Genomic DNA, 24,880 nt, shown 5'->3' with positions numbered 1-24,880 from the left:
GAGGTTTCAAGCATGACAGTACCAAAAGCATTAACCATTGCTGGATCAGACAGCGGTGGAGGAGCGGGCATTCAAGCAGATTTAAAAACATTTCAAGAGCGTGACGTTTTTGGCATGTCTGTTATTACAGCTGTGACTGCACAAAATACAGTTGGCGTTCAAGGAGTTTATCCTTTAGAAGTAGAAGCAGTTGAAACGCAGTTAGATTCAATTGCGACTGACTTATTTCCTAATGCAGTGAAGACAGGTATGTTGTTCAGTGCTGATATTATTTACGCAGTGGCTCGTAAAATCAAACAGCACGGACTGCAAAATGTTGTAGTTGATCCCGTTATGATTGCAAAAGGCGGTCAATCTCTTCTTCAAAGAGAAGCTATACAGGCGCTAAAAGAATTATTGCCCCTTTGTGAAGTCATTACGCCGAACATACCGGAGGCGGAAGTCATCACGGGGAAAGAAATTCACACGATTGAAGACAGAAAAGAAGCGGCAAAACAGATGCATGAGCTAGGTGTAAAGCACGTGGTAATTAAAGGCGGACATGACCAATCTCATCAGGATATGATTGATCTAGTGTATGATGGTCATACGTATGTTGAAATCAAGCATGAAAAGATGAATACAAAGCATACACACGGGACGGGATGCACGTTTGCTGCTTGCGTCACGGCTGAACTAGCGAAAGGCAAAAGCGTAGTTGAAGCAGTTCAAACCGCTTCGGATTTTGTTCACTATGCGATTAAGCATACGCTTGAACTTGGTTCGGGACACGGTCCTACTAATCATTGGGCGTATAGAAAATACTTTCGTTCAAATATATAAAAAAACGTGCCTACAATCTAGGCACGTTTTTTATGAAGAAGGAATATGTGTCGGAATTTCTCCATCGATGCCTAAATAATAATGTCTAATGGGCTTTAAATTATCATCAAGCTCATACACAAGCGGTACGCTTGTGGGAATATTCAAGTTCGCAATGCCATCAGGTGAAATGTTATCCAAATACTGCATCAGAGCTCTAATCGTATTACCGTGAGCGGAAATAATAACCTTTTTGCCAGCTTTAATAGAAGGAGCAATAGTTTTGTTCCAATATTCTAGAACCCGCTTTTCTGTATCGGCTAAGTTTTCCGTTACAGGAAATTGTCCCTTGGCTAATTCCTTATACTTAGGGTTGGAAGCTTCATAGCGAATATCTGTTGTCTCTAAAGCAGGAGGGCGTTCGTCCATCGACCTTCTCCACAAATGCACCTGCTCTTCTCCAAATTTTTTTGCGGTTTCTTCTTTGTTCAAACCTTGAAGAGCCCCGTAGTGTCGTTCATTCAGTCTCCAAGATTTATATACAGGAATCCACATGAAGTCCATTTGATGTAAGACAATCCATAGAGTACGAATGGATCGTTTTAAAACAGAAGTATAGGCGATATCAAAAGCATATTCGTTTTTCTTTAGCACTTTTCCGGCTTCTCGCGCTTCTTGCAATCCATTTTTAGAAAGGTCTACATCCGTCCAGCCTGTAAATTTATTTTCAAGGTTCCATACGCTTTGTCCATGCCTAATCAACACAAGTTTTATCATCATGTTCTCCTTTCAACAATGACTAAGGACTCTATTCTTTTTTATTATGAGAAGGAAAGTGTTTTTTATCCTAAAGCCGGGGAAAGGAGTTTTTAACATTTAGAAAAAGTGATGCTGAAAAGTAAAGCTTTAACTTTTTTACGCATATGATAAAAATAAAAAAGGGAAGGGAAGATAGTGGATGAGTGACCAAGAACGTCAGATTCAAGCGCTGCACGGCCAGATTGAAGATTTAAAAGAAGAAATGTATCAGATGAAGCTTGATATTAGCACATTAGAGAAAGAAAAAGGAAAGCCTGTTTTGACACCGGCTCTCGTTGGTCAAATAGGAGGTTTTGTTCTAGGTGGATTAGCTATAATTGGTATTTTTTGGATGTAGAACTTTTCGTTTTGAAAACGAAAAGTTCTCCTGATTTTTCAATAAGCAATTCCAACGCGGCATTTTGGGAATTTTTGAGCCCATATTTCATGGTAGGTAAAGTGAGCGGTATCTCCCGTTGAAATTTTAACGGCATCTGCTGGCAAAATATCTTTTTCCACTCGGTATGTGCCTGTTACTTCACCATCAGGCAAGTAGGTTGGGCATATAACGGTCCAGTTTAGGTCACTTTCCTTCAAGTGTAAGTATCCTTTTAAATGATCTTCTGCTGTTCTGGTCGTTTTACGCTTTGATTCATTTGATTGAAAACGATACTTTTCCGGTTCTGTTCGTGACTGTAAAATACCTGCAGTTCCGATAGTAAGAATACGATGAACGCCGTAATGCTTCATGCTGTTTATAATAAGCGGAATACTTTTTGAAATGGTCTCTGCACCATCTGTATTTAACGCGCTGACTACGATATCTTGGTGCTTGAGGGCAAAGCTGATATTTTCTTGATCAAGGACATCGCCTTGTAAGATATGTAGGTTTGGATGACTAATCTTTAGCTTATTGCGGTCTCTAACAAGTACCGTAACGTCGTTTTCATCTTTTAGCATCATTTTTAATAAAGACTGTCCAACTCGTCCTGTTGAGCCAAATAGTAAAATTTTCATTGGTTGCACCCCTCTATAAAAGATAGTATCTATTCTTTAGAATATACAATTTGTATACTTATTCATAATAAAAAGCATGCGTAGCATAAAGTAATACAAAGTTGATGAAGAAAATATTCAACATCAAAAAAATTTGATATGATAAAAAGACAGAAAAATCAAAAAATAGGAGAGTGAATGTCTTTTGGGAGACTTGCCTCTGAATCAAATGATGATATTAGTCGTTTTGCTTATGTTATCAGCTTTCTTTTCATCTGCTGAGACAGCCTTTTCAAGCGTAAATAAAATTCGTTTAAAACATTACGCTGAGAAAAAATATCGAGGAAGTAAAAAAGCGCTGCATATTGCTGAACACTTTGAGCAGACGCTATCGACAATTTTAGTAGGAAATGTTGTCGTAAACATTGCTGCGTCCTCTTTGGCAGCTAAAATTGCCCTCGATGTGTTTAAAGGAAACCTAGCACTTGTGATTAGTATCATCGTTATGACCATCATCATTTTGATTTTTGGTGAAGTCTTACCGAAATCGTTAGCGAAAGAGCATGCCGAATCTTTTGCGCTGATGATTTCTTCCTTGTTATTTCTTATTATTAAATTATTAACCCCGATTTCCTTCTTATTTTTACAGGTGAGAAAAGGAGCTTCTCACTTGTTAGCGTCTGCTCCCACACCAACGATCACAGAAGATGAAATTAAAGTGATGGTAGATTTAAGCGAAGAAGAAGGAACGATTAATAATATTGAAAAAGAGCTAGTTCATCGCTCACTCAATTTTAATGACATTGTGGTGGGGCAAATTTTAAAACCTAGAATAGATGTCACAGCAGTTGACGTAAATGCTGATATTGATTCGGTTTGTCAAATGTTTCTTGAAGAGAGATATTCGAGAGTCCCTGTATACGAAGATCATATTGATAACATTATTGGCATTTTATCAGAAAGAGAATTTTTAACCTGTTTAGTCCAAAGAAAAGAGATTTTTATTCGTGATTTGTTGAGACAACCTATTTTTGTAGTAGAATCCATGAAAATATCTGTACTATTGCCAGAGCTTCAAAAAAGTAAGGTGCACATGGCAATTGTAGTTGATGAGTTTGGTGGAACGGCCGGTCTTGTGACCTTAGAGGATATATTAGAAGAAATTGTGGGAGAGATTTGGGATGAACATGATGAAGCTGTTAAGTATGTACATCAGATAGGGGAAAAGGAGTACGAATTTAACGCAGACATCCCTATTGATGAATTTTTAACCTATGTAGCAGTTAGTTCTCCTGACAGTACGTGCCATACCTTAGGGGGATGGATATATGAGCAGTTTGATCATATTCCTGCTAAAGGAGACTTTTTCTCATATGAAGAGATATTGTTTACCATTAAGGAAGTAGAAAATCGACGCATTCGCAAAGTTTCTGTAAAATCATTTGCGAATAAGAATGAGGAAGCTGATTAAAAGAAATTAGAAAGCGCTCCAAGAGATCTTGGAGCGCTAAAGCCATAATATGAAATTAGTTAATATTAGTACTTGCCGCCTAAGTTTTGCTCAGCTAATTGTACTAAACGTTTTGTGATTTCGCCACCAACAGATCCGTTCGCACGAGCTGTTGCATCTGGTCCTAAGTTTACACCAAACTCACTAGCGATTTCGAACTTCATTTGATCGATAGCAGCTTGAGCACCAGGCGCTACTAACTTGTTTGATGAATTTCTGTTTGATGCGTTTTGATAATTTGCCATGTGTATTCATCTCCTCGTTAGATAAAATAGATTTAATGGTTGAGTTAGCTGGAGTTGAACCAGCCGAGCAGATGCATCGATTAGATCTGCTTGCCTACCGCGGCGTAACTCAATGTTTGCGAGCTGTTGTGCTCGGTTGTTACTAGTATTATGGCGAAAGGGAAAAAAACATATACATAGAATTTTATTGGTAATTTATAGAAATTTTTGTGTGGAGTTTGATAAAGAGTAAGAGAGTTTTATTCCGTGCATATTATAGGTACATATTGATCAGGTAAAGCGAGGTGTGCGGATGTCGATTTGTTCTTTATGTAATGGGTTTAGTGATGTACAAATGACGTGCAAAGCATGTGGAGAAGTGCTAGGGGATATGGGAAAAGTCAGCGATTATTTTGATGATTACAGTGCTTACATGGAAATCGATCAGTTAAAAGTAGAAAATGGGTATCCTAGTGATTTAGCAAATCACCAATGTATTCATCTCTTTTACTGCTCTACTTGTCACAGTGAGGAATTGAAGCAAATACAGGAATAAAAAAAGACCCCTAAGGGTCTTTTTTATTCGTGTTCAGCACGGATGCGCTGTTCGGATTCTGCATCAAAGAAATGCGCTTTGTTCATATCTAATGCTAAGTCTAGAGACTGAAGCGGTTTAATATCTGTTCTTGAATCTACGCGTGCTACAAAATCTTGTCCGCCGAGTTTAGAATAAAGCATGGTTTCAGCTCCCATTAACTCGGATACATCGACTTTAATAGTAACTTTTGTGCCGGGTGAAGATTCAATAAATACAGGTTCATCATGGAAATCTTCAGGACGGATGCCTAAAATAATTTGTTTATTTAAATATCCTTGCTCGCGAAGTATTTTCATTTTACCTTCCGGAACTGCAAGAAGAGAATCGCCTACTTGAACCTTTCCGTCTTTTAACGTTCCGGTTAAGAAGTTCATAGCAGGAGAACCAATAAACCCGCCTACAAATACATTTTCAGGTTTTTCATATACTTCTTTTGGTGTACCAACCTGCTGGATAATCCCATCTTTCATAACAACCAGACGAGAAGCCATTGTCATTGCTTCGGTTTGGTCATGTGTTACGTAAATTGTCGTTGTACCCAAACGCTGGTGAAGCTTCGCAATTTCAGAACGCATTTGCACACGTAATTTCGCGTCTAAGTTTGATAAAGGTTCGTCCATTAAGAAGACCTTAGCATCACGAACGATTGCACGACCTAGAGCTACACGCTGACGCTGTCCGCCGGATAATGCTTTTGGCTTGCGCTCTAAGTATTGCTCAAGTCCTAAAATACGAGCGGCATCTTTTACGCGGCGTTCGATTTCATCTTTTGGTAATTTACGAAGTTTTAAGCCGAAAGCCATGTTGTCATATACGCTCATATGCGGATACAATGCGTAGTTTTGGAATACCATTGCAATATCGCGATCTTTTGGAGCAACGTCATTTACACGCTTGCTGTCAATATAAAAATCACCTTTGGAAATTTCCTCTAGCCCTGCAACCATACGAAGCGTTGTCGATTTCCCGCAGCCTGAAGGCCCAACAAATACAATAAATTCTTTATCTTGAATGTGAAGGTTAAAATCTTTTACCGCCGTCACATCTTTATCATACATTTTATAAATATGTTCTAAACGTAATTCAGCCATTTCCATTTCCCCCTTGTATGTACTCTGTGAAACCGTTTTCTTAACTCTAGTGTAATTTTTTTTAATGAAACGGTAAATGGCAAACATGCACAAAAAAAAGAAAGAGTTTTCGTGCACTATTTACGAAAACCCTTTCATTTTATTTTTTATCCTGTGAATTTTTTAACGCAAGAATAGCTAAGTAAGCAGACACAGCTCCTGTGAAGTGTTTGATATCAAGGTGTGTGCGATCAATAAATTTCTCAATTCTATACTGCAAGCTGTTGCGATGCATGTACAAATTCTTAGCAGCAAGAGATACGTTTAAATTACATTCTAAATAAACTTTAATCGTTTCTAAAAGATCTCCATCATCTTTTACTAAGTCAAGTAAATGTATCATATGATTTTGGATTGCCTCTGAAGACTCTTGCAGAACCAAATGGGGTAAAACGTCGGTAAAATGGATAACATGGTTTTGTTCGACTGTATGCTTAATTTGATAAAACCATTTCTTTTCACGCTCAAAAATTAATCGCGGTGAAGACGGAAAAAAGTGAATTTGTCCTTCAAAGAACTGAATTGAAGTTTCAAAATCATGACATAGCACCTCGATAGAATCTGATAAATTTTCAGTTAAGTCATTAGGATCATCAAAGGTTTCGATAACGATACCTGATTGTTTATCAATCCACAACACAGTAATCGAGGTAGAATACAAGGCGTGAAGCGCATTTTCAAACTCTATTTTTTGTTCAAACGAACGTTTAATTAAAAACTGGGTAAAGCGAAAAGAATGGTGCGTATGATGAGAGTGAATGACTTTTTCAGGTGCTTTAAATAACAGGTTTGACCAATACAATTGTTCTGGCGTCAGGAAAGAAACTTCCTCATCATAAGGCGTTAAAAAAGCAGAAAGTAATGCCTGCTCTTTTTGAGACAAAGCCGTGTGTTCAATTCCAATGAAGCCTTCATCACATGAAAACCATTTGTATCGTTCAAATTGAGAAGGGATTTTAGCCTTAATCATTTTATCCCCAAATAGTGTGTGCAGCTGTTTCATCTGTGCTCGTTCCCTTCGGTGAAAGCTTACTATTCATAAACGTGAAAAAGCATAAGCTCATGAATATAATCAATTAATTGTGTTTCATCTATTTGATTAGAAAGCGCAGTTTTCCATATAATTTGTCCATCTTTTAAATAATCAGCCTCGTAATAAACCCGATTCATATAAAACGAGATGTGCCAGCCCGGCATTCGATTATTTTGATACAGTGGTTTAACCTGAAAATGTGCAACCATAAAGAAAATCTCCTTTCTCAAGTAGTTATTATAAGCTTACCATGAGAAAAGGAGATGAAAAATCATTTAATCTAAAAATTTTGTTAATTTGTAAAATATGTTGCATATGTGTTTAGCACCTTGCGTTTGAATGTCTGTTTCATCAAAAATCATCGGTTTTGCATTCACTTCAAACAGATAATAATGACCTTGGACTGACTTTGCCATATCAAGAGAAAATTCTTCAATGAGAGGGAAGGACTTTTGAAGGACTTGCCCGCACGTATTTACAAAAGACGAAAGAAAGGAAGTATCTACTTCATCTTCAAGATCTTGAGAAGGTGAAATGCTTCCGCCGTTTAACGTATGTGTTGTAATGGAGTGATAGGGACTATGTCGAATACCGACGCCGCTAATAACATACCGGCTATCTTTGTGATGCGCTAAAATACGTAAGTCATAGCGCCGGTCTTTGAATGGCTGCGTCTCAATTGCTTCTTGAATGAGATAAGCAGACCTGGGAAGGTCAATTGCTTGTAAAGAAGAAAATTCTTCTTTGCGTGTATGATCTTGATAAATAATCGTATGCTTATCGGAAGATAATCGGAAAATTCCAGCGCCTTTACTGCTGTTAATAGGCTTAAAATAAAGAGAAGAGTGTTTTTGCAGAAGCTTAGCAATATCAATTTCTGGTGTTAAACGATAGGTTTTAGGAAGGTGAGAAGATAATAGTGGATGTTTTGAAAATAACTGATACACTTTCCATTTTGAAAAAAAAGCGGAATTAAAAAGGGGGATGTGCCTGCTTTTTATTTTTTTGTGTAAAGATTTCAGCTTTTTGGTTTCTGATTTTCTTCCTGGATAACGATTATATATAACGTTTGGCAGCGGCAAAGTTGTTTTGATCCACTGCTTTTTTGCCCCGTCAAAGCAATACCCTTCAAAGAAGTGATGAGACATTGTTTCTTCAGCGAATAAAGCAAGAAGCCCGCCTTTCTCTTGCAGGGTATGATGTAAGAGTTCTAATAAAGGACGCTGTTTTACATTCAGTTTTTCCAAAACAGCTTTGTTCGTTAAAACTCCCACAATAGGACCTGCTTTTTCTCCTTTTAAACGAAGAAAAGCTTGAGTAGAAGAAATACTTTGAGTAAAGGGAAGTTCAATTTCTTGAACTCCCCATGTGTAAGATGCTGAAGGATTATTATGAAACCACTGCTGCTTTTCTTTGTGATAGTAAATTGTAATCATATGCTGATGCCTTCAGGTGTATTTAGATAGTATCCAGATAAGTAAATCGCATATTCTAGAGAAAGTTTTCTAGTTTGTTGATCCGCTTTTCGTAAGGCAGGGTGTGAAAAAATAGAGCGACCGGGCTTAGAGTTAGCTTCAAACAGCCACACGTTTCCTTGATAATCCACTCCAAAATCGAATCCAAGCTCTCCAATTAATCCGTTCAACTCCTGTTCAAGTATATGACTAATTGAGATAGCGGCATCTTTTAGCTTATTTTCAATTTCTTTTTTGTAAGAAGGGTTAGTGAATATTTTGGCTGTAGCTTCAATTTCTCCGCCGTAATCAAGATGCGTAGTGATGCTGTTGGGACCGGCTACTTTAGCAGCTAGAGCAGTAAGCACCCATTGGTTATTCCCGTCTTTATTCGTATGCACGCGAAAGTCTACACAGCGCTTTTCTTTTTTGATTAATGAAATACCTTGCTGAGCAATGTATGAAGGATTAGTAAGTAAATATTCAAATTCTGATAATAGTTCCTCTAAGGTTTCTTTTTCTTGAACATGAAGACCTTTTTCTCCTTTGTAAGTCAGCGTGTACATGGAATCCTTAAAAGCTAGCGTATAAATGCCGCGGCCTAAGCTTCCGTTTTTCGGCTTTAAATAAACGGTTTGATGAAGAAGCAGAAGTTTTTTTATTTGCTCACACGAAGGACTTTCAACCGTGTAAGGTAACAAATAGGCTGTCTGCTCGTTCAGTTTTAAAAGCTCATGAATTTCCCACTTGTTGAAAAAATCAGGATTAAAAAATGGAATGCCGTAATCAGTCATCATCTTTTCTTTAATGAACTTAAAAGGAGCTAACCCCTCTGTTTTTCGATTTGGCAAACGGTTATATACAACGTTAGGAAGCGGGACTTCATGCTGTGTCCAGCCGCTTTCCTCGTAAAAATAGCCGTTTATGGTCCCGGTTTCCCAGTTGATATGATGAGTTCCAAAAATAAAAGGAAGTCCCCCTGTTATACTTGCAGTAGAAAGAAGTTTAGCTAAGTGAAGGGAACGCTTTCCAATTGGCCGCAGCAGAGAACCAGTAAAACCAGCTGATAACACACCAATTAAAGGTCCTAAGTGAATGGTCTCATTCACAATAATAGGGTGCATCATATGAGCGAAAGGAATTTGCAGTTTTGTCATTAGCTCAGCTGAAATCTGAATTTCTTCACATTCTGAAGATTGTATAAGGCATGGAGCTGTCATTGTTCCAAAAGCTGCTTGTTTCAAGGAGTCTTTGTAAAGAGATGCAGGAACAGAAAGATCGCATCCTAGCTGCTCTACTACAACAAGGCGAGTAAGAGTTTTTTTCATAGCATTACTCCTTACGATACGATAGTGTGTTAGCTAAATAGATGCAGTAAGACAGGACATTTTTATACATGACTTCTTTTTGTTCAGGAGCTGTCTCCATTACGATTTTTCTTCCTGGTTTCGAATTTAAATCTAGAATCCAGATGCTGAAGTCTCTCGAGATACATAAATCAATACCTAATTCAAAAAGAGAAGGAAAATGTTTTTCCAGTACGGACGGAATCGTTTTACAAATGGTGTTGATTTCATCCATCACATATTGACGGTGAACGCGAGGGATGCGAGGCAGCAAGTTCTCAAAAGGTACAATAGAGGCTCCTGAACTTACATTTGTTACGATGGAGTCTCGTTCACCTTGTCTAATTCCTCTTCCAATTTCTTTCCAAGCACCATCGTTTCCTTTTTGTAATAGCAGTCTTATATCAAAAGGAGTGCGCTCATAAGGGAAAAATGAAATATGGGGCTGAGCAATATACAATACATCACGGGCCGTTTTCGTAAACCAGTTCTTAAACTCCTGAAAAGAGGAAAATAGAATGGTGTTTACAATGTCATTTTGTTGATAAGAAGCTTCAATTTCACGTCCACGCTGTCTTAATTTCACAATTCCTTTACCTTGTGAGCCGTTGGCAGGCTTAATCATTAGGCTATCGTTTGTTCGAAGCAGCTGAACAAGCTGCTCTACACTTTCGATTGGAGTGGTAGGAGGAATATATGAAGATAAATAGCTATCGTTTTTAATGGCTTCATAGACATCTAGCTTATTGGGCAATCCATGGCCTAAAAATGTAACATCTTCCCGCTGTTTAAGCCAGTTTACAATAGGGCGAGCCTTATTAGACAGCGAGTCTTTTCGATAAAAGCAGCGATCGTAAATAAACGAAGGAAGTAAAAAGGAATCTTCTATCCATTTCTTTTGTTGTAAATCGTAGCGGAAGCCTTCAATATTTTCGGTGTTAGGATGAATGTTAAAAGGAGTAAAACGGTATATTTCAATTGAAAACTCAGAAGCATGTTTAGCAATTTCGGTCACATACTCCACTTCTTGCTGTGGGTGAATCGTTAAAAAGCCTAATGAAATCATCGTAAATCCTCCTTGGCAAATTGAAAATTCGTTGCATGCAGACAATAATCAAGCAGTGCTTTTGTTGAGGGACGAACAGAGAAAGCGCTGGAATCTAATTGTTTGGAAGGTTTGACATTTACTTCAATAATCCAAGGCTTTCCTTCTTGATCAATCGCTAAATCAATACCAAATTCTGCATAAAGTTCAGCCGGGTGAGAAAGCTGTGTGCAAATTTCAATCGCAATCTCTTTTAAAAGTGAAAGGATATGGCGCGTCGTTTTTGAATCATAGAGCTGAGTTAAAACTTGCTGAGGAGGATGAATATCCCCTCCACGAGCAAGATTTGAGACGAAATTGCCGGGTTTTGATACACGTGTGACAATGGACGTGATTTTCCACGTCAAGTCGTCTTTTTTATGACAGAGAATGCGGAAATCAAAAGGGCACTGTTTGTATGTCTGCAGTGAAATTCCTTCTTGGATAAGAAATCCTTGCCTTTTTAATTGACTATAAAGCGTTTCAAATAAGTCATAGAGAGATTCATATTCTTTTTCATACGTCTGTGTAAACGTTGTATAGTCTAAAATATACTTCTCTTTCTTTGAAATTTTAAAAATATTTTTTCCTTGGCTACCATGAACAGGCTTCAGAAAAACATCGTCATGAAGTTCCAAAGCGTCAAGAAGATCTTGACGTGAACGAAGCTGATACGTTTTTGGCAAATATGGAAGCAAGTGTACAACATCTTTAAGCTGTTGAAAAACCGTCCATTTATTTAAGTAGCGTGCGTTAAAGAAAGGAACGTCATGCTCTTTCAAAAATGTTTTAAAGGTTTGAAAATCAGCGCTTTGCTCGGTTTTCCTGGCATGAATCCGGTTGTGTACTATTCCCGGAAAGGGAACGTCTGAATAAACCCATCGATCACCGCGATAAACATATCCTTTAGGGGACAATGACTTCACGTCGCTCAATTTGCTCACATAGCAAAAACACCCTAACTCCTTGCAAGCTTGAACAAATTCCTTACAAAATACAGAAATGGAGCCAAAGGGTTCTTCATCTTCTCGAACTTCTGTTACGATGCTAATCACGGGTCCCATCCTAAACGTGTTCTCTTCGTAAATGCCTCTCAGCTGATGCGTTTCATACGGAAAGCAAAAGTCTGCAAATAGAGCTTCCGACATCATGAAGCAGCATTCTCGATGCTGAAAAACAGTGGCTTTAACTTCTTTCGTGATGGAGCCTACTGTTAACGTAAACTCGTGCTTGCATTTCACACGTGAGAACAGAGCAGAACTAATGTAAATGTCGTCGCTCATATGGTTCTCTAGTGGTTTTAGAGAAATGGTAAAAGTATTCATAAACGAATCCTCTTTTTCTTTCCTTTAGTAGGCGAATGCTGATATATACTATGAGGAATTAGCCCAATCTGTGAAGAGAATTTATCGTTTTCTGAGAAAATAAAGGTCTTAAGCTGAATTTTATATAATAATTTGTTATAGTTAGGGAAGTCAAGAAATTATAGAACTGAATTAGGAGGAACTTAACGTGTCTGTAAACTTACATGATGTAGCAAATGATTTAGAAAAAGCAATTCGTCAAAGCGACGATTACACAAACTTAAAAAACTTATATGCAGCAGTAAACGCTGATCAAGGTTCAAAACAATTATTTGAGCGTTTCCGTACAATGCAAATGGAGCTGCAACAAAAGCAAATGATGGGCCAAGAGATCACTGAAGAAGAAGTTCAGCAAGCTCAACAAACAGTTGCAATCGTTCAACAAGATCAAAATATCGCGAAGCTAATGGAAGCTGAGCAACGTATGAGCATGGTAATTGGTGAATTAAACAAAATTATCATGAAGCCACTTGAAGAACTTTACGGTGCGGCTGAATAAGAGATAGAGAAAAGAGGAAAAGAGAAATCTTTTCCTCTTTTTTTATGCGGAAATTCCTTCTAATTGTGCAGTTCTGCTCATAAGCTTAGTAACAAGGCTACACATGCCGACTATCATGAAAAGGTCATTTATAACCGTATCCTAACGGATTAGACATCTATGAAAGAAGGGGTTCTCATATGGCTTATCGATTGCTAGCGTTGAATATTGATGGAACCATTTTAAATAGCCAAGGGCGCGTTACAAAAGAAACGAAAGACGCAATTCAATTTGTGAAAAATAAAGGGGTTTACGTTACGTTAGTAACAAACAGGCATTTTCCGTCTGCTAAAAAAATTGCTCGATCACTTAAAGTTCATCCAGCAATGCTCATTACTCATAGCGGTGCCTTTATCGGAACATCGATAGACAAACCGATACTAGATAAGAGAATTAGCGAGGAAAAAACATTTAATCTCATTCAGCTTTTTGAAAATTTTAATTGTCATGTCCGCATTTTGCATGAAAGGTTTTCAATTGGAAATCGTGTAAAGCTTCCTAATAATATTGTAGCTAAAAGCGTGTTAAAAACGGGAGAACCGCTCTTTTATCCCGTGCAGTTCGTAGATTCATTAGGGGATACGCTTCGTGATGAACCTGTTTCTACTCCAAAAATAGAAGTGTATTTTGCAGATCGTAGAGAAAAAGAATACGCTGAGCAAACAATTGCCAGTGCAGTTCCGGATATTGAATGGTTTTCGTATCCAAATGAAAATAGATGCTATATTACGCCAAAAGGAGCCACAAAAGCTGCCGGCGTTCGTTATGTAGCAAATCGTCTAGGGATACCGATGGAAGACGTAGTAGCCATTGGAAATTGCTATGATGATGTAGAAACGATTGAACACGCGGGAATGGGTGTGGCCATGGGCAATTCACCAACGGAATTAAAAATGCTTGCGGATTGGGTTACTCGTTCTAATAATGAAAATGGTGTAGCCTATATGGTGAAAGAATTATTTAGAAAGCAGCAGCGTCTTGGTTATCTTCATCAAATTGACAGCTTTCGTTTAAAATAAATAAAAGTATGTTAGTTGAAGGGAAATCCGAACGAAGAATCCAACTCGTTCGGATTTTTTTCATTGGTAGGATAAACGTCAGCTTCACGTATGTAGCTGTTTCTAACTGTTGATTGAAGGGCAAGGCGGAAGACTCCTGCGTAAATCAACAGAAGTGTAACAAGCAATTCATATGAGCTTATTTATCCCATTTGTTCGTCTGTAGGTTGAATTAATGTAATTATGGCTCAATCTCTTTTTCCGTTTGTTTCCTGTCCGCGTATTCCCTTGAGCTGAGCACCTTGACCGGACATACGTAGGTTTTGTAAACTGATTACTTAGATAGAATTGATTTGAAAGGTGATTATATTGAACATTTATATAAAAGGTATAGAAGATGATCGTTTTTTACGTCCGCTTCACCGAATTTCAGATTTGTTTTTTGAAGAAAGCAACGTCTCCTTTGAGGATGATAATGAAGCTCAGCTGAAGGTTGAAGTAGAGCTAAAAGTTCATGAAGAAATTTATGCGAAAGCAGTGCTGCATGATGCTGCAACGGACAAGGTGTTTACAGAAGAGCTTTCTAAATCGTTTACGCCGTATGAAACAGAAAAAGAAAAATTTAAGCAAATAAAAAATGTGGTGCTTCGCGTCTACTTATCTGTGTTACAGGAGTATACAAACATTGTTCAAAAATGGGGTATTTTAACCGGTATACGTCCAACGAAGTTGCTTCATATGAAACTGCAGTCAGGCAAAAGTAAAGAACAAGCACATCGTGAGCTAAAGGAAGAATATTTAATCACTGATGACAAAATTAATTTAATGCAGCATATTGTGGATCGTCAACTAGCAGCTATTCCCGATTTACATGAGTTAAAGAACGAGGTAAGCATTTATATAGGCATTCCGTTTTGTCCGACGAAGTGTGCATACTGTACATTCCCAGCCTATGCGATTAACGGACGTCAAGGATCTGTTACGTCATTTTTAGGCGGCTTGCATTATGAGATGCGTGAAGTAGGGAAATGGTTAAAAGAAAATGACGTCAAGATTACAACCGTCTATTATGGCGGAGGCACACCAACGAGCATTACGGCTGAAGAAATGGACATGCTGTATGAAGAGATGTATGAATCGTTCCCTGATGTACAAAATATCCGTGAAATTACGGTAGAAGCAGGAAGACCCGATACGATTACGGAAGAAAAGCTAGCTGTTTTGAACAAATGGAATATTGACCGGATTAGTGTAAATCCGCAATCTTATATTCAAGAAACCTTAAAAGCTATTGGACGTCATCATACAGTTGAAGAAACGATTGATAAATTTCATCTTTCTCGAAAAATGGGGATGAATAACATTAACATGGACTTAATTATTGGGCTTCCAAATGAAGGTGTAGAAGAATTTCAACATACGCTAGACGAATCTAAAAAATTGCTTCCTGAATCTTTAACTGTTCATACGCTATCGTTTAAACGCGCGTCTGAAATGACTCAAAATAAACGGAAATACAAAGTAGCAGATCGCTATGAAATTGGTAAAATGATGGATTTAGCGACTGAGTGGACTCAAGAACAAGGATATGAACCTTATTATTTATATCGCCAAAAAAATATTTTAGGTAATTTAGAGAACGTTGGATATTCATTCCCTGGTCAAGAGAGCCTGTACAATATTATGATCATGGAAGAAAAGCAGACGATTATTGGCCTTGGGTGCGGGGCATCCAGTAAGTTCGTGCATCCAGAAACAGGCATTATTACAAGGTTTGCGAATCCAAAAGACCCAAAATCGTACAACGATGGATTCGAGCACTATACGCAAGAGAAACTCAAGATTTTAGATGAATTGTTTAGGAAATAAAAAGGTCACTTTTTAGTGATCTTTTTTATTTTCAGCAGGGAAATGTCGGAATCTGTTGAATATATAAGAAAGTTGTAAGCGTTTTCTTATTATGACGATGCGAGGTGCCGCTTAATGATGAATGTACAGTTAACCGTACCATCTATGATGGAAAGAGCTGAAAAGCTGTTTGGTAAAAAAGAAGTGGTTTCTAAATCTTCAAAAGGGATTCAACGTTTAACTTATAATCAGTTAATAAAACGGACTCGGCAGCTCTCTAGTATGCTAGAACGAATTGGAGTGAAGCGAGGAGAAAGAGTCGGAACGTTTGCATGGAATCATCATAGACATCTAGAGGGTTATTTTGCTGTGCCGGGAATAGGCGCTGTGCTTCACACAATTAATATCCGGTTAGATTCTGAGCAAATTGTATACATCATTAACCATGCACGCGATAAAGTCATTTTACTTGATGAATGCTTTTTACCTTTATTTGAAAGCATTCATCAAAAGCTTCCACATGTTGAAGCCTATATCCTTATGTCAGATGAAGGTGAGCTGCCAGAAACAGAGTTGCCAGTGTATCATTACGAAAATTGGATTCAGCAAGGGAATGCATCGCATTCCTTTGTTCAAGATTTAAGCGAAGAAGAACCAGTAGGCCTTTGTTATACCTCTGCTACTACAGGAGAGCCAAAGGGCGTTGTATATTCTCATCGCGCTATTTATTTACACTGTATGGCGCTAGGACTTGCTGATAGTGCTGGATTATCAGAAGGTGATACCGCTATGCCTATCGTTCCAATGTTTCATGTAAATGCATGGGGAATTCCTTTTGCTGCGGTCTGGTTTGGGACAAAGCTCGTGCTGCCGGGCGCTTTTTGTACCTCAGAGACGATTGCCTCTCTCATTGAACAAGAGAAAGTAACTCTTGCTGCAGCAGTACCTACCGTTTGGTTAAATTTTTTACAAGAGTTAGAAAAAAAGCCTTACGCAGTTGATAGTTTGCGGGCTATTTTATGCGGCGGATCAGCGGCCCCAAAAAGCGTCATTCGAGAATTTCAGGAAAAATATCAAATTGAATTTATGCATGCATACGGAATGACGGAAACAAGCCCTGTTGTAACCGTCTCCCGCTTAAAAAGCTATCAGTACAGCGAAGACCCTGAGTATCAGCTCAGCGTAAAAGCGAAGCAAGGTTTCTTAGTTCCTGGCGTTGAAATGAAAGTAATAGGTCAAAATGGAGAAGTTGCTTGGGATGGAGTGGAAATGGGTGAGCTATTACTAAAGGGGCCATGGGTAGCTTCTGAATATTACAAGGATAAAAGAACAGAAGATACGTTTAAAGACGGCTGGCTGTATACGGGAGATATTGTGACGGTTGACGAAGAGGGAACGATCAAAATTGTAGACCGAACAAAAGATTTAATTAAAAGCGGAGGAGAATGGATTTCGTCTGTTGATTTAGAAAACGCGCTTATTGCTCATGAAGCTGTTTTTGAAGCCTGTGTCATAGCAGTTCCTCATAAGGTGTGGCAAGAGCGTCCAGTTGCTTGTGTCGTGTTAAAAGATGCATATAAAGGTGTCGTTTCGTCAGAAGAGCTGCTCAAATTTTTAGCGCCGCAGTTCGCAAAATGGTGGCTTCCAGATGACATTTTATTTATGGGTGAAATCCCAAAGACAACGGTCGGAAAGTTTTTAAAACGTACGCTTCGTGAACAAGTCCTCAATTATTATCAGAAAGGGTGAGTAAATATGACCGTCGAATTAAAAGTAGTAGAACTAGTTTTGCAAGAACGTGTCGCCACAATTTCGTTTAACAGGCCGGATGCGTTAAATGCATTAAACGAAGAAGTGCTAGAGCAGTTTATTCAATGTTTAAAAGTTGTCGAAGAAAGTGAAGTGGACTTCTTAGTAGTAAAAGGAAACGGAAAAGTGTTTTCAGCAGGGGGAGATATTAATATGATGATGTCACCTTCACAATCAGAACGTCTTGAACAGGTGATGGATTTAATTAATGAAGCCGTGCTGACTTTATACAGCCTGCCTCAAATGACGATAAGTGTACTGCACGGTGCGGCAGCAGGGCTAGGGCTCAGCATTGCGCTTGCTTCTGATTATATTATTGCAGAAAGACACACGAAAATTGCGATGAACTTTATCGGCATTGCTCTAATTCCAGACGGAGGCGGTCACTTTTTACTAGAAAAGCGCATCGGTTCTCATCGTGCGAAACAGCTGATTTGGGAAGGAAAGACATTAAAAGCAGAGGAAGCTCATCAATTTGGCATAATTGATGAAATAAAAGAAGGAGATTTGGCGAAGCGTGTAGAAGATTATCTCTCATATTGGCTAAAAAAACCTTCACGTGCTTTGAAGGAAACAAAGCGAATTTATGTGGAGACATCTATTTCACAATTAAAGCAAGTGCTTGCGCTTGAGAAAAGAAGTCAGTTTGCTATGAGCCAAAGTTCGGATCATAAGGAAGGTGTACGTGCGTTTCTGGAAAAGCGAGCGCCTGTTTTTAATCAAAGTGAAAAAGATATTTCCGAAAATTAAGTGAACTAGTTTAAAAGCCAATATTTTTGTCTATCATATTGATAGAGCATGTTTAAAAGTTGCAAAACAGTGGTAACACAAGATAATGTAGAAACTAATGAGGTGATTGGAAATGAACAAAACAGATTTAGTAAACGCAGTGGCAACAAAATCAGAGTTAACAAAAGCAGATGCATCTAAAGCAGTTGACGCATTACTAGAAACAATTTCATCAACGCTAGGTGAAGGTGAAAAAATTCAGTTAATCGGCTTCGGTACATTTGAAGTACGCGAGCGTGCTGCTCGTACAGGCCGTAACCCTCAAACGGGTGAAGAAATGCAAATTCCAGCATCAAAAGTACCGGCATTTAAAGCTGGTAAAGAACTAAAAGAAGCTGTAAAGTAATATAAAACGCCGGAAAGCTAAACCTTTCCGGCGTTTTGTATTAACGATGAAATAATACAAGTTTTCCGCTAGAGCTAACGCATCGATGTGTTTTTTCTAAGTAGGCAAGCTCTTCTAACTTTTTGGTGCCGATTGTCTTTGCTTCTGTTTCAGAAGCTGCTTCGAAGCTTTCATCTATTAATTTTTCTCCAGTCTTTTCAAAAGCGGTCAATGTATAAGTACTCATAAAATCTACTCTCCTCTTATAGTATAATTGTAAGCGTATTCAACATATTTCTCGTCTTATTCCTCTAAATCCTGCTAAGGTTTACAGATATCATTTTTTTCCATACAATAAACATAGGTTTATTTACAAAGGAGGAATTAAATGTCTCTTTCTATCCGTGAAGTTTCAAAAAGGTACGGTGAATTTACAGCTGTAAATGAACTATCCTTGCAAATTCCAAAGGGTGAAGTGTTTGGTTTTTTAGGTGCAAACGGTGCTGGCAAAACAACGACGTTTCGAATGATTTTAGGGCTCATTGAACCAACCTCAGGTCACATCCAATGGAATGATAAATCTTTAACTTACAGTAGAAGCCATCTAGTTGGTTACCTTCCAGAAGAAAGGGGATTATATCCGAAATTAAAAGTCAAAGATCAGCTTGTTTATCTAGGACGGCTGCGCGGGATGAAAAAAGCTAACGTGCTGCAAGAAATGGAGCGCTGGTTATCTCGATTTAATATTCCTCAATATGCTTCAAAAAAAGTAGAAGAGCTATCCAAAGGAAATCAGCAAAAAATTCAATTTATCGCTTCCGTTATTCATCGTCCCGAGCTGCTTATTTTAGATGAACCTTTTAGCGGCTTGGATCCTGTAAACGTAGAGGTACTAAAAGAAGCGGTACTTGATTTGAAAAAACGCGGGACGACGATTGTTTTTTCAAGTCATCGAATGGAACATGTGGAAGAACTTTGTGAATATTTATGTATTATGCATCATGGTACGCCTGTTGTATATGGAAGACTGCCGGAGATCAAGCGTTCATTTGGCAAGAAAAACGTCATTATACATGGGAAAGGTCCGTTTGAGAGAATTACGGAGCTTGAAGGTGTTGTAAAGGTGAAAAAAACGGTTGAAGGCATGATTGTTCAAATTCAGCATGAATCCGTATCGCAACTCATTTTTCAAGAACTTAAACATTTTTCATTTGTATCTAAATTTGCAGTGGAAGAGCCTTCATTAAATGATATTTTCATTGAAAAGGTAGGTGCTTCCTATGAATAAATTTTGGGTCATCGTTTTTCATACATATCTTAATAAATTAAAAACAAAATCTTTTATTATTACGACGATTATTACTGCTCTTATTCTAGTTGCTCTTACAAATATGGAGAAAATTATCGACGTTTTTAATTCAGACGATAATGGCACAAATGTGGGTGTCATCTATGAAGTGGAAAGCGTATATACGTTGTTCAAACAAAATGTAAATGCTATGGATTCAGACATTCATTTAAAAGAATTTACGTCTGAGGCTAAGGCAAAGCAAGCGGTAAAAAGCGGGCAGCTCGATAGCTATTTACTTTTATCTTTAAACGATAAGCAGCTGCCTCAAGCTGTGTACAAAGCTAACTCTTTGGCCGAATCAAATCTTTCATCTACCTTAGAACAGGCGGTACAGCAAACAAAAGTGGCTATGGCTACAGTGAAAATTGGTTTAGAAGAAAAGCAAATTGATCAGCTTTACAGCCCTGTTTCATTTAAAAAAGAAGCGTTAGTTGAAAATGCCAAAACAGAACAAGAGCTAAATCAAGCAAGAGGTCTTGTGTATGTTCTGCTGTTTGTTATTTATTTTGCCGTTATCATGTATGGGAGCATGATTGCGATGGAAGTAGCTACTGAAAAATCATCCCGCGTTATGGAGATCCTTGTATCGAGCGTATCACCTATTACACAAATGTTTGCTAAAATCATTGGAATTGCACTGCTCAGCTTAACACAGCTTGCAGTGATACTGAGCGTGGGCTACACATCGTTAAAAGCCAGTGTGGAAACAAATCATAACGGCATCTTTTCTTATCTCGGATTTAATGATGTTCCGCTGACTACATTCGTGTATGCAATTGTCTTTTTCATATTAGGGTACTTTCTTTTTGCTACGCTCGCGGCTTTTTTAGGTTCTCTTGTGAGCCGTATTGAAGATGTACAGCAAATGATTACGCCCATGACCCTTGTGATTGTGGCCGCTTTTTTAATTGCTATGTTTGGACTTGGTGATCCTGAAACCACAATCATTACGGTCACATCTTTTATCCCGTTTTTTGCTCCGATGATTATGTTTTTGCGTGTAGGTATGTTAAATGTTCCTATGTGGGAAGTGAGTGTATCGATAGGGATTTTGGTTGTGACGATTACTGCTTTAGCTATATTTGGTGCCCGTGTGTATAAAGGAGGAGTCCTTATGTATGGTCAATCTACCTCTTTTAAAGATATTAAAAAGGCGCTGCAGTTAACGAAAAAAGAAACATAAAGAAGTGAGAGGCTGAGACAAAAGTAGATTAGTTGAAGGGAGGTCCGGACGAACAATCTAGATTCTTGATGGAGAATCCAACTCGTCCGGATTTTTTTATTGGTATGGTGACCATAGTTTGCATGTATGTAGTTGTTTCTAGCTGTGTATTGAAGAGCAAGACGAAGACTCCTGCGGAGAAAGCGGAAGCGACGAGGAGGCTCAGCGGCTGCCGGAAAGAGAAGTCTTGCACGGAAATCAACAGCGGTGCCTCAAGCGATTCATACTAGCTCCTTTATCCAATCTGTTTGTCTTTAGATTGTATTGATTTTGTTGTGTCATAATCTCATCTCTTATGAAAAAGCGTCTACCCGTGCATTCGGTGCCAAGCGATGGTAAAATGAAATGTAAAGAGCTGTAAATAAGCGGACGAAGCGATAAGAGCTTTGCTATCAAATACATAGAATGAAGTGGTAAGGAGGAAAAGGGCATGACAAAAGGAATTGCTCAATACGAAGTAGGAGAGCAAGTTGATCTTTATTTTTTAATTAAATCCTCAACGAGAGGAATTGCAAGCAATGGAAAACCATTTTTAACGGTAATCCTACAGGATAAAACAGGTGATATTGAAGCCAAGCTGTGGGATGCATCTCCAGATGACGAGGAAAATTATGCTGCTCAAAAGATTGTGCGAGCTGCTGGAGAAGTAATGAATTACCGCGGGCGCAACCAGCTGAAAATACGCAACATTCGTCCTGCACAGCCCCAAGACGGAGTGCGCACATCTGACTTTTTAGAAGTGGCGCCTTTATCTCAAGAAGAAATGGTGGAACATATTACAAAGAGTATATTTGAAATGAAAAATTCAAATGTCCAGCGCATTACTCGCCATTTGTTTAAAAAATATCAAACGGAATTTTTAGAATATCCGGCAGCAACTAAAAATCACCATGAGTTTGTATCGGGGCTTGCCTACCATGTGGTGTCTATGCTGAAGCTGGCTGAGTCATTTTCAACCCTTTATCCAAGCTTAAACCGCGACTTGCTGTATGCTGGAGTTATTCTTCATGACCTTGGCAAAGTATTTGAACTTTCAGGTCCTGTTTCGACGATATACACAGTCGAAGGGAACTTGCTTGGCCATATCTCGATTATGGTGAATGAAATTGGAAAAGCGGCGGAAGAATTAGCGATTGATGGAGAAGAGGTCATGCTTCTTCAGCACCTTGTATTATCGCATCACGGTAAGGAAGAGTGGGGAAGTCCGAAAAAGCCGTTAATTAAAGAGGCTGAGATGCTTCATTTGATTGACAATGTAGACGCTAAAATGAATATGCTGGACCGAGCATTAACAAAAGTGAAGCCTGGTGAATTTACAGAGCGTATTTTTGCACTTGATAATCGTTCATTTTATAAACCAACGATTGATTAAAAAGGTATAAGTCTTTCTTCCTTCGCATATAGTGGTTGTAAATAACTGTGATGGGGGATCAATATATGGTGACACTACCAATTTGGATTTATTTAGTTGTAGCAGGCATTTTCTTTAGTGGATTTATGGCAATTCGTGCTGCACAACATGATAAGCAAGTGGATGATTCGTTTATTGAAAAAGAGGGACAAGTCTTCATCGAAAGAATGCAAGTGGAAAAAGAAAGACGCAACAGCGATTCTATCTGATTATATAAAAGAGCCTGTCACATGAGTGACAGGCTCTTAGCATTACTGCTGAGGAGTTTCTACGCCAGATTGACTATCTGTCGCACCTTCTTCGAAAATTGGTTTTACATTTTTATCTTTGACTTCCACTTTTGCTTTATCAAGCTCTTTTTGAATCTTCTTGTTCGCTTCTGCTTGATCTACTTTTGAACGTTTGATTTGCTGCTCAAGTTCGGGTTTCTTTTTCTCAAACGATTCTACTTTCTTTTTATCGACTAGTTTAATGATATGGTAGCCGTACTCTGTTTTGATTGGTTTACTTACTTCACCTTTTTTCAGCTTGTAAGCAGCTTCTTCAAATTCTTTAACCATTTGGCCTTCACCGAAGTAGCCTAAATCGCCGCCGTTAGCTGCAGACTGCTGATCCGTTGAATATTCTTTTGCTAGACTAGCAAAGTCCTCGCCTTTTTTGATTTTCGCTTCTACTTCGTTTGCTGTCTTTTCGTCTTTTACTAAAATATGACTTGCGCGAATTTGAGGTTTTTGAGCTTTATATTCATCATAAGCTTTTTTCAGTTCTTTGTCCGATACCTTAATGCCTGCCGTAGCAGCTTTTTCACGGAGAATATCAACTTTTAGCATATCTTTGACTTCTTTTTCGCCTTTTTGCTTAATAACTGAATCCACCTGATCACCGTATTGTTCTCTTAGAATGTTCAGCTGCTGATCAAGCTCTTTATCCGTTACTTTATATTTTTTACTCAATACTTTTTCTTCGGTAACGCTTCGTACGAGTGTATTAAATTGGTCTTGTCCGATTGTATCTTTCATTTGCTTATACAAATCACCTTGAGTGATATTGCCTGCTTTTGTTTCTACAATTACTTTTGAAGAATCGTTTGCATTTGAAGCATCATTTCCCCCACTGCATGCTGATAAAGCAACGAGGCTGGCTGCCGTTGTTAGTGCAACTAAGCTTTTTTTCATACGTAAACACTCCTACTCATCATTTTTACTTATGTAGCTTGACTCAAGATTTACTATATCACATTTCCTGATGTTAGCAAATGAAGTTAAAACCACGTAAATTTACATTTATTTTCCACTAAGCATGGAGTGATTATACGCTTATGATGGCTTTTTTATAAAGCGTTTTCAAAATGGTGGACAAACTCACAGAGTAATCTCCAAACGAGAAGCAAGAGAAATAAATTATGGAGTTTGGGCTAAAAGCCTAGACGTTTTTTGAGCTGATGCATAAGATGCAGTATTAGTAAACAAAGGGGGTGCTCAAATGAGCGGAGGCGGATATGGAGGCGGTTTTGCACTATTAGTTGTACTGTTTATCTTATTAGTCATTGTTGGTTGTGCATGTTACCACTAGGAAACAGATGAATATAAAAGGAAAGGGGCGATAGATATGGGTTCTTACGGATGCGGATACGGCAGTGGATTTGCTCTATTAGTCGTATTATTCATCTTATTAGTTATCATCGGCGCTAGCTGTTTTTGCTAAGCCTATAAAAAAGCGGTGAGACATCTCACCGTTTTTTATGTAAATGATACTTCAATATAAGATGAAACTAATAAAATGGTAATTAATACATTAATCGTACGAAAAACTTTAGGCTGTTTTTCAGCTGGAATTTCTTTTTGAATACACAATGTATTTGTTAGTGCATTGATGTAGAATAAAATGAATAGTGCAAATACAATAAAGAATATGTACATAAAAATCCCCCTAACAAAATCAGTGTGACGAAGACAAAAAGTCTTATAGTCATTTATATAGTACAGCTTTGTATGAATTTACAAATATCTATATTAACATTACCAAAAAAGCGGTAAAATAGATAGTTATATATACAGTTGAGCAAAGAATTTCAAAAGGTATTTACACAGAAATGCGGTTTTTATTTTATAAAGGGTAGTTAAGAAGTTGAGAAATAGGTTTTAAACGAAATAGCAAAGTGAATGGATAAGAAATGAGTAACAATCAGCCATTGTGCAAAAGGATTGTTAAAAAGGACAGAGGGATTTATATTAATATATGCAGTGAGTAC

General features: G+C 38.1%; 29 protein-coding genes. 16 read left to right on the top strand and 13 right to left on the bottom strand.

The features are described 5' to 3' along the window. Nucleotides 1-12 precede the first annotated feature (12 nt). Nucleotides 13-822 (top strand): bifunctional hydroxymethylpyrimidine kinase/phosphomethylpyrimidine kinase, encoded by an 810-nt coding sequence (thiD, locus tag SCI76_RS11265; RefSeq protein WP_028412575.1) that lies wholly within the window; start codon nucleotides 13-15, stop codon nucleotides 820-822. Between the two features lie 30 nt (nucleotides 823-852). On the opposite strand, the gene gpmA is transcribed toward thiD, so the two are convergent. Then, complete coding sequence (gene gpmA / locus SCI76_RS11260; protein ID WP_028412574.1) at nucleotides 853-1,578, bottom strand: 2,3-diphosphoglycerate-dependent phosphoglycerate mutase; 726 nt, start codon at nucleotides 1,576-1,578, stop codon at nucleotides 853-855. Between the two features lie 181 nt (nucleotides 1,579-1,759). Here gpmA and SCI76_RS11255 point away from each other — a divergent pair, with 181 nt between their 5' ends. Next, nucleotides 1,760-1,957, top strand: coding sequence for a hypothetical protein (locus SCI76_RS11255; protein WP_016762958.1), 198 nt, complete (start codon nucleotides 1,760-1,762; stop codon nucleotides 1,955-1,957). A 38-nt stretch (nucleotides 1,958-1,995) separates the two neighbouring features. Here SCI76_RS11255 and SCI76_RS11250 read toward each other — a convergent pair whose 3' ends face one another. Then, nucleotides 1,996-2,616, bottom strand: coding sequence for an NAD(P)-dependent oxidoreductase (locus SCI76_RS11250; RefSeq protein WP_063247660.1), 621 nt, complete (start codon nucleotides 2,614-2,616; stop codon nucleotides 1,996-1,998). 184 nt (nucleotides 2,617-2,800) lie between these two features. Here SCI76_RS11250 and SCI76_RS11245 point away from each other — a divergent pair, with 184 nt between their 5' ends. Next, nucleotides 2,801-4,066, top strand: a complete 1,266-nt coding sequence (locus tag SCI76_RS11245) for a hemolysin family protein (RefSeq protein ID WP_028412572.1) — start codon at nucleotides 2,801-2,803, stop codon at nucleotides 4,064-4,066. A gap of 65 nt (nucleotides 4,067-4,131) precedes the next feature. Here the strand turns inward: SCI76_RS11245 and SCI76_RS11240 are convergent, their stop codons facing one another. Continuing rightward, entirely contained in the window at nucleotides 4,132-4,350 is a 219-nt protein-coding gene (locus SCI76_RS11240; RefSeq protein ID WP_013055290.1) for an alpha/beta-type small acid-soluble spore protein, read from the bottom strand. Between the two features lie 292 nt (nucleotides 4,351-4,642). Here SCI76_RS11240 and SCI76_RS11235 point away from each other — a divergent pair, with 292 nt between their 5' ends. Next, entirely contained in the window at nucleotides 4,643-4,885 is a 243-nt protein-coding gene (locus SCI76_RS11235) for a hypothetical protein (RefSeq protein ID WP_034268022.1), read from the top strand. 23 nt (nucleotides 4,886-4,908) lie between these two features. Here SCI76_RS11235 and SCI76_RS11230 read toward each other — a convergent pair whose 3' ends face one another. From SCI76_RS11230 to SCI76_RS11200, 7 genes are all read right to left on the bottom strand, one after another. After that, complete coding sequence (locus SCI76_RS11230) at nucleotides 4,909-6,018, bottom strand: ABC transporter ATP-binding protein (RefSeq protein WP_025752961.1); 1,110 nt, start codon at nucleotides 6,016-6,018, stop codon at nucleotides 4,909-4,911. 139 nt (nucleotides 6,019-6,157) lie between these two features. Then, nucleotides 6,158-7,060, bottom strand: a complete 903-nt coding sequence (locus tag SCI76_RS11225; protein WP_048020602.1) for a CdaR family transcriptional regulator — start codon at nucleotides 7,058-7,060, stop codon at nucleotides 6,158-6,160. A 29-nt stretch (nucleotides 7,061-7,089) separates the two neighbouring features. After that, complete coding sequence (locus SCI76_RS11220) at nucleotides 7,090-7,299, bottom strand: YheE family protein (RefSeq protein WP_063247662.1); 210 nt, start codon at nucleotides 7,297-7,299, stop codon at nucleotides 7,090-7,092. A 66-nt stretch (nucleotides 7,300-7,365) separates the two neighbouring features. Beyond that, a complete protein-coding gene (locus tag SCI76_RS11215) occupies nucleotides 7,366-8,526 on the bottom strand; it encodes a YheC/YheD family protein (RefSeq protein ID WP_028412568.1) in 1,161 nt (386 codons plus the stop codon). After that, nucleotides 8,523-9,872 (bottom strand): YheC/YheD family protein, encoded by a 1,350-nt coding sequence (locus tag SCI76_RS11210; RefSeq protein ID WP_028412567.1) that lies wholly within the window; start codon nucleotides 9,870-9,872, stop codon nucleotides 8,523-8,525. The genes SCI76_RS11215 and SCI76_RS11210 overlap by 4 nt, the downstream gene beginning before the upstream one ends. A gap of 4 nt (nucleotides 9,873-9,876) precedes the next feature. Next, on the bottom strand, nucleotides 9,877-10,956 hold the full coding sequence (locus SCI76_RS11205; RefSeq protein WP_048020599.1) for a YheC/YheD family protein: 1,080 nt from the start codon (nucleotides 10,954-10,956) through the stop codon (nucleotides 9,877-9,879). Further along, entirely contained in the window at nucleotides 10,953-12,299 is a 1,347-nt protein-coding gene (locus SCI76_RS11200) for a YheC/YheD family protein (protein WP_168761451.1), read from the bottom strand. The genes SCI76_RS11205 and SCI76_RS11200 overlap by 4 nt, the downstream gene beginning before the upstream one ends. A 187-nt stretch (nucleotides 12,300-12,486) precedes the next feature. Between SCI76_RS11200 and SCI76_RS11195 the strand changes: the two genes are divergently transcribed. The 6 genes from SCI76_RS11195 (at nucleotide 12,487) to SCI76_RS11170 (ending at nucleotide 18,666) form a co-directional block, all read left to right on the top strand. Continuing rightward, entirely contained in the window at nucleotides 12,487-12,837 is a 351-nt protein-coding gene (locus SCI76_RS11195) for a YlbF family regulator (protein ID WP_013055299.1), read from the top strand. 179 nt (nucleotides 12,838-13,016) lie between these two features. Continuing rightward, nucleotides 13,017-13,895 carry a Cof-type HAD-IIB family hydrolase gene (locus SCI76_RS11190; protein WP_028412564.1) on the top strand — a complete coding sequence of 293 codons (879 nt, stop codon included), beginning with the start codon at nucleotides 13,017-13,019 and terminating at the stop codon, nucleotides 13,893-13,895. 345 nt (nucleotides 13,896-14,240) lie between these two features. After that, nucleotides 14,241-15,743 carry a coproporphyrinogen III oxidase gene (locus SCI76_RS11185; protein ID WP_407545244.1) on the top strand — a complete coding sequence of 501 codons (1,503 nt, stop codon included), beginning with the start codon at nucleotides 14,241-14,243 and terminating at the stop codon, nucleotides 15,741-15,743. Nucleotides 15,744-15,857: 114 nt separating this feature from the next. Continuing rightward, nucleotides 15,858-17,471: a long-chain fatty acid--CoA ligase gene (locus SCI76_RS11180; protein ID WP_407545197.1), complete on the top strand. Its 1,614-nt coding sequence runs from the start codon at nucleotides 15,858-15,860 to the stop codon at nucleotides 17,469-17,471. 6 nt (nucleotides 17,472-17,477) lie between these two features. Continuing rightward, complete coding sequence (locus SCI76_RS11175) at nucleotides 17,478-18,281, top strand: enoyl-CoA hydratase (RefSeq protein WP_168761454.1); 804 nt, start codon at nucleotides 17,478-17,480, stop codon at nucleotides 18,279-18,281. A gap of 112 nt (nucleotides 18,282-18,393) precedes the next feature. Further along, a complete protein-coding gene (locus tag SCI76_RS11170) occupies nucleotides 18,394-18,666 on the top strand; it encodes an HU family DNA-binding protein (RefSeq protein ID WP_013055305.1) in 273 nt (90 codons plus the stop codon). A gap of 40 nt (nucleotides 18,667-18,706) precedes the next feature. On the opposite strand, the gene SCI76_RS11165 is transcribed toward SCI76_RS11170, so the two are convergent. After that, nucleotides 18,707-18,892 (bottom strand): YhzD family protein, encoded by a 186-nt coding sequence (locus tag SCI76_RS11165; RefSeq protein WP_028412560.1) that lies wholly within the window; start codon nucleotides 18,890-18,892, stop codon nucleotides 18,707-18,709. Nucleotides 18,893-19,033: 141 nt separating this feature from the next. On the opposite strand from SCI76_RS11165, the gene SCI76_RS11160 reads away from it, so the two are divergent. The 4 genes from SCI76_RS11160 (at nucleotide 19,034) to SCI76_RS11145 (ending at nucleotide 22,838) form a co-directional block, all read left to right on the top strand. Further along, the gene (locus SCI76_RS11160; protein WP_028412559.1) at nucleotides 19,034-19,933 is read left to right on the top strand and encodes an ABC transporter ATP-binding protein; all 900 of its coding nucleotides are present in this window, start codon (nucleotides 19,034-19,036) and stop codon (nucleotides 19,931-19,933) included. Continuing rightward, a complete protein-coding gene (locus tag SCI76_RS11155) occupies nucleotides 19,926-21,179 on the top strand; it encodes an ABC transporter permease (protein WP_407545196.1) in 1,254 nt (417 codons plus the stop codon). Before SCI76_RS11160 ends, SCI76_RS11155 begins: the two co-directional genes overlap by 8 nt. Nucleotides 21,180-21,648: 469 nt before the next feature. Further along, entirely contained in the window at nucleotides 21,649-22,590 is a 942-nt protein-coding gene (gene yhaM / locus SCI76_RS11150; RefSeq protein WP_407545195.1) for a 3'-5' exoribonuclease YhaM, read from the top strand. 65 nt (nucleotides 22,591-22,655) lie between these two features. Further along, entirely contained in the window at nucleotides 22,656-22,838 is a 183-nt protein-coding gene (locus SCI76_RS11145; protein WP_013055310.1) for a sporulation YhaL family protein, read from the top strand. A 42-nt stretch (nucleotides 22,839-22,880) separates the two neighbouring features. Here the strand turns inward: SCI76_RS11145 and SCI76_RS11140 are convergent, their stop codons facing one another. Next, nucleotides 22,881-23,804 carry a peptidylprolyl isomerase gene (locus SCI76_RS11140; RefSeq protein WP_013055311.1) on the bottom strand — a complete coding sequence of 308 codons (924 nt, stop codon included), beginning with the start codon at nucleotides 23,802-23,804 and terminating at the stop codon, nucleotides 22,881-22,883. 307 nt (nucleotides 23,805-24,111) lie between these two features. Between SCI76_RS11140 and SCI76_RS11135 the strand changes: the two genes are divergently transcribed. Next, nucleotides 24,112-24,201, top strand: a complete 90-nt coding sequence (locus tag SCI76_RS11135) for a YjcZ family sporulation protein (protein ID WP_016762973.1) — start codon at nucleotides 24,112-24,114, stop codon at nucleotides 24,199-24,201. A 36-nt stretch (nucleotides 24,202-24,237) separates the two neighbouring features. Beyond that, nucleotides 24,238-24,333, top strand: a complete 96-nt coding sequence (locus SCI76_RS11130; RefSeq protein WP_016762974.1) for a YjcZ family sporulation protein — start codon at nucleotides 24,238-24,240, stop codon at nucleotides 24,331-24,333. A 35-nt stretch (nucleotides 24,334-24,368) separates the two neighbouring features. Here the strand turns inward: SCI76_RS11130 and SCI76_RS11125 are convergent, their stop codons facing one another. Then, nucleotides 24,369-24,548, bottom strand: coding sequence for a hypothetical protein (locus SCI76_RS11125; RefSeq protein ID WP_013055312.1), 180 nt, complete (start codon nucleotides 24,546-24,548; stop codon nucleotides 24,369-24,371). Nucleotides 24,549-24,880 lie beyond the last annotated feature (332 nt).

The organism is Priestia sp. HNGD-A6 (assembly GCF_045784335.1).
GTDB classification, from domain to species: domain Bacteria; phylum Bacillota; class Bacilli; order Bacillales; family Bacillaceae_H; genus Priestia; species Priestia zanthoxyli.
The sequence above is the reverse complement of the archived record's forward strand: the minus strand, read 5'-3'. Positions and strand labels throughout refer to the sequence as shown.

Bases quoted from the DNA above. Each gene is read 5' to 3' on its own strand.
- thiD (WP_028412575.1), top strand. From the start codon at position 13: ATGACAGTACCAAAAGCATTAACCATTGCTGGATCAGACAGCGGTGGA.
- SCI76_RS11255 (WP_016762958.1), top strand. From the start codon at position 1,760: ATGAGTGACCAAGAACGTCAGATTCAAGCGCTGCACGGCCAGATTGAA.
- SCI76_RS11240 (WP_013055290.1), bottom strand. From the start codon at position 4,350: ATGGCAAATTATCAAAACGCATCAAACAGAAATTCATCAAACAAGTTA.
- SCI76_RS11235 (WP_034268022.1), top strand. From the start codon at position 4,643: ATGTCGATTTGTTCTTTATGTAATGGGTTTAGTGATGTACAAATGACG.
- SCI76_RS11205 (WP_048020599.1), bottom strand. From the start codon at position 10,956: ATGATTTCATTAGGCTTTTTAACGATTCACCCACAGCAAGAAGTGGAG.
- SCI76_RS11220 (WP_063247662.1), bottom strand. From the start codon at position 7,299: ATGGTTGCACATTTTCAGGTTAAACCACTGTATCAAAATAATCGAATG.
- SCI76_RS11200 (WP_168761451.1), bottom strand. From the start codon at position 12,299: ATGAATACTTTTACCATTTCTCTAAAACCACTAGAGAACCATATGAGC.
- SCI76_RS11230 (WP_025752961.1), bottom strand. From the start codon at position 6,018: ATGGCTGAATTACGTTTAGAACATATTTATAAAATGTATGATAAAGAT.
- SCI76_RS11175 (WP_168761454.1), top strand. From the start codon at position 17,478: ATGACCGTCGAATTAAAAGTAGTAGAACTAGTTTTGCAAGAACGTGTC.
- SCI76_RS11170 (WP_013055305.1), top strand. From the start codon at position 18,394: ATGAACAAAACAGATTTAGTAAACGCAGTGGCAACAAAATCAGAGTTA.
- gpmA (WP_028412574.1), bottom strand. From the start codon at position 1,578: ATGATAAAACTTGTGTTGATTAGGCATGGACAAAGCGTATGGAACCTT.
- SCI76_RS11135 (WP_016762973.1), top strand. From the start codon at position 24,112: ATGAGCGGAGGCGGATATGGAGGCGGTTTTGCACTATTAGTTGTACTG.
- SCI76_RS11210 (WP_028412567.1), bottom strand. From the start codon at position 9,872: ATGAAAAAAACTCTTACTCGCCTTGTTGTAGTAGAGCAGCTAGGATGC.
- yhaM (WP_407545195.1), top strand. From the start codon at position 21,649: ATGACAAAAGGAATTGCTCAATACGAAGTAGGAGAGCAAGTTGATCTT.
- SCI76_RS11125 (WP_013055312.1), bottom strand. From the start codon at position 24,548: ATGTACATATTCTTTATTGTATTTGCACTATTCATTTTATTCTACATC.
- SCI76_RS11165 (WP_028412560.1), bottom strand. From the start codon at position 18,892: ATGAGTACTTATACATTGACCGCTTTTGAAAAGACTGGAGAAAAATTA.
- SCI76_RS11160 (WP_028412559.1), top strand. From the start codon at position 19,034: ATGTCTCTTTCTATCCGTGAAGTTTCAAAAAGGTACGGTGAATTTACA.
- SCI76_RS11250 (WP_063247660.1), bottom strand. From the start codon at position 2,616: ATGAAAATTTTACTATTTGGCTCAACAGGACGAGTTGGACAGTCTTTA.
- SCI76_RS11155 (WP_407545196.1), top strand. From the start codon at position 19,926: ATGAATAAATTTTGGGTCATCGTTTTTCATACATATCTTAATAAATTA.
- SCI76_RS11180 (WP_407545197.1), top strand. From the start codon at position 15,858: ATGATGAATGTACAGTTAACCGTACCATCTATGATGGAAAGAGCTGAA.
- SCI76_RS11215 (WP_028412568.1), bottom strand. From the start codon at position 8,526: ATGATTACAATTTACTATCACAAAGAAAAGCAGCAGTGGTTTCATAAT.
- SCI76_RS11225 (WP_048020602.1), bottom strand. From the start codon at position 7,060: ATGAAACAGCTGCACACACTATTTGGGGATAAAATGATTAAGGCTAAA.
- SCI76_RS11140 (WP_013055311.1), bottom strand. From the start codon at position 23,804: ATGAAAAAAAGCTTAGTTGCACTAACAACGGCAGCCAGCCTCGTTGCT.
- SCI76_RS11130 (WP_016762974.1), top strand. From the start codon at position 24,238: ATGGGTTCTTACGGATGCGGATACGGCAGTGGATTTGCTCTATTAGTC.
- SCI76_RS11145 (WP_013055310.1), top strand. From the start codon at position 22,656: ATGGTGACACTACCAATTTGGATTTATTTAGTTGTAGCAGGCATTTTC.
- SCI76_RS11190 (WP_028412564.1), top strand. From the start codon at position 13,017: ATGGCTTATCGATTGCTAGCGTTGAATATTGATGGAACCATTTTAAAT.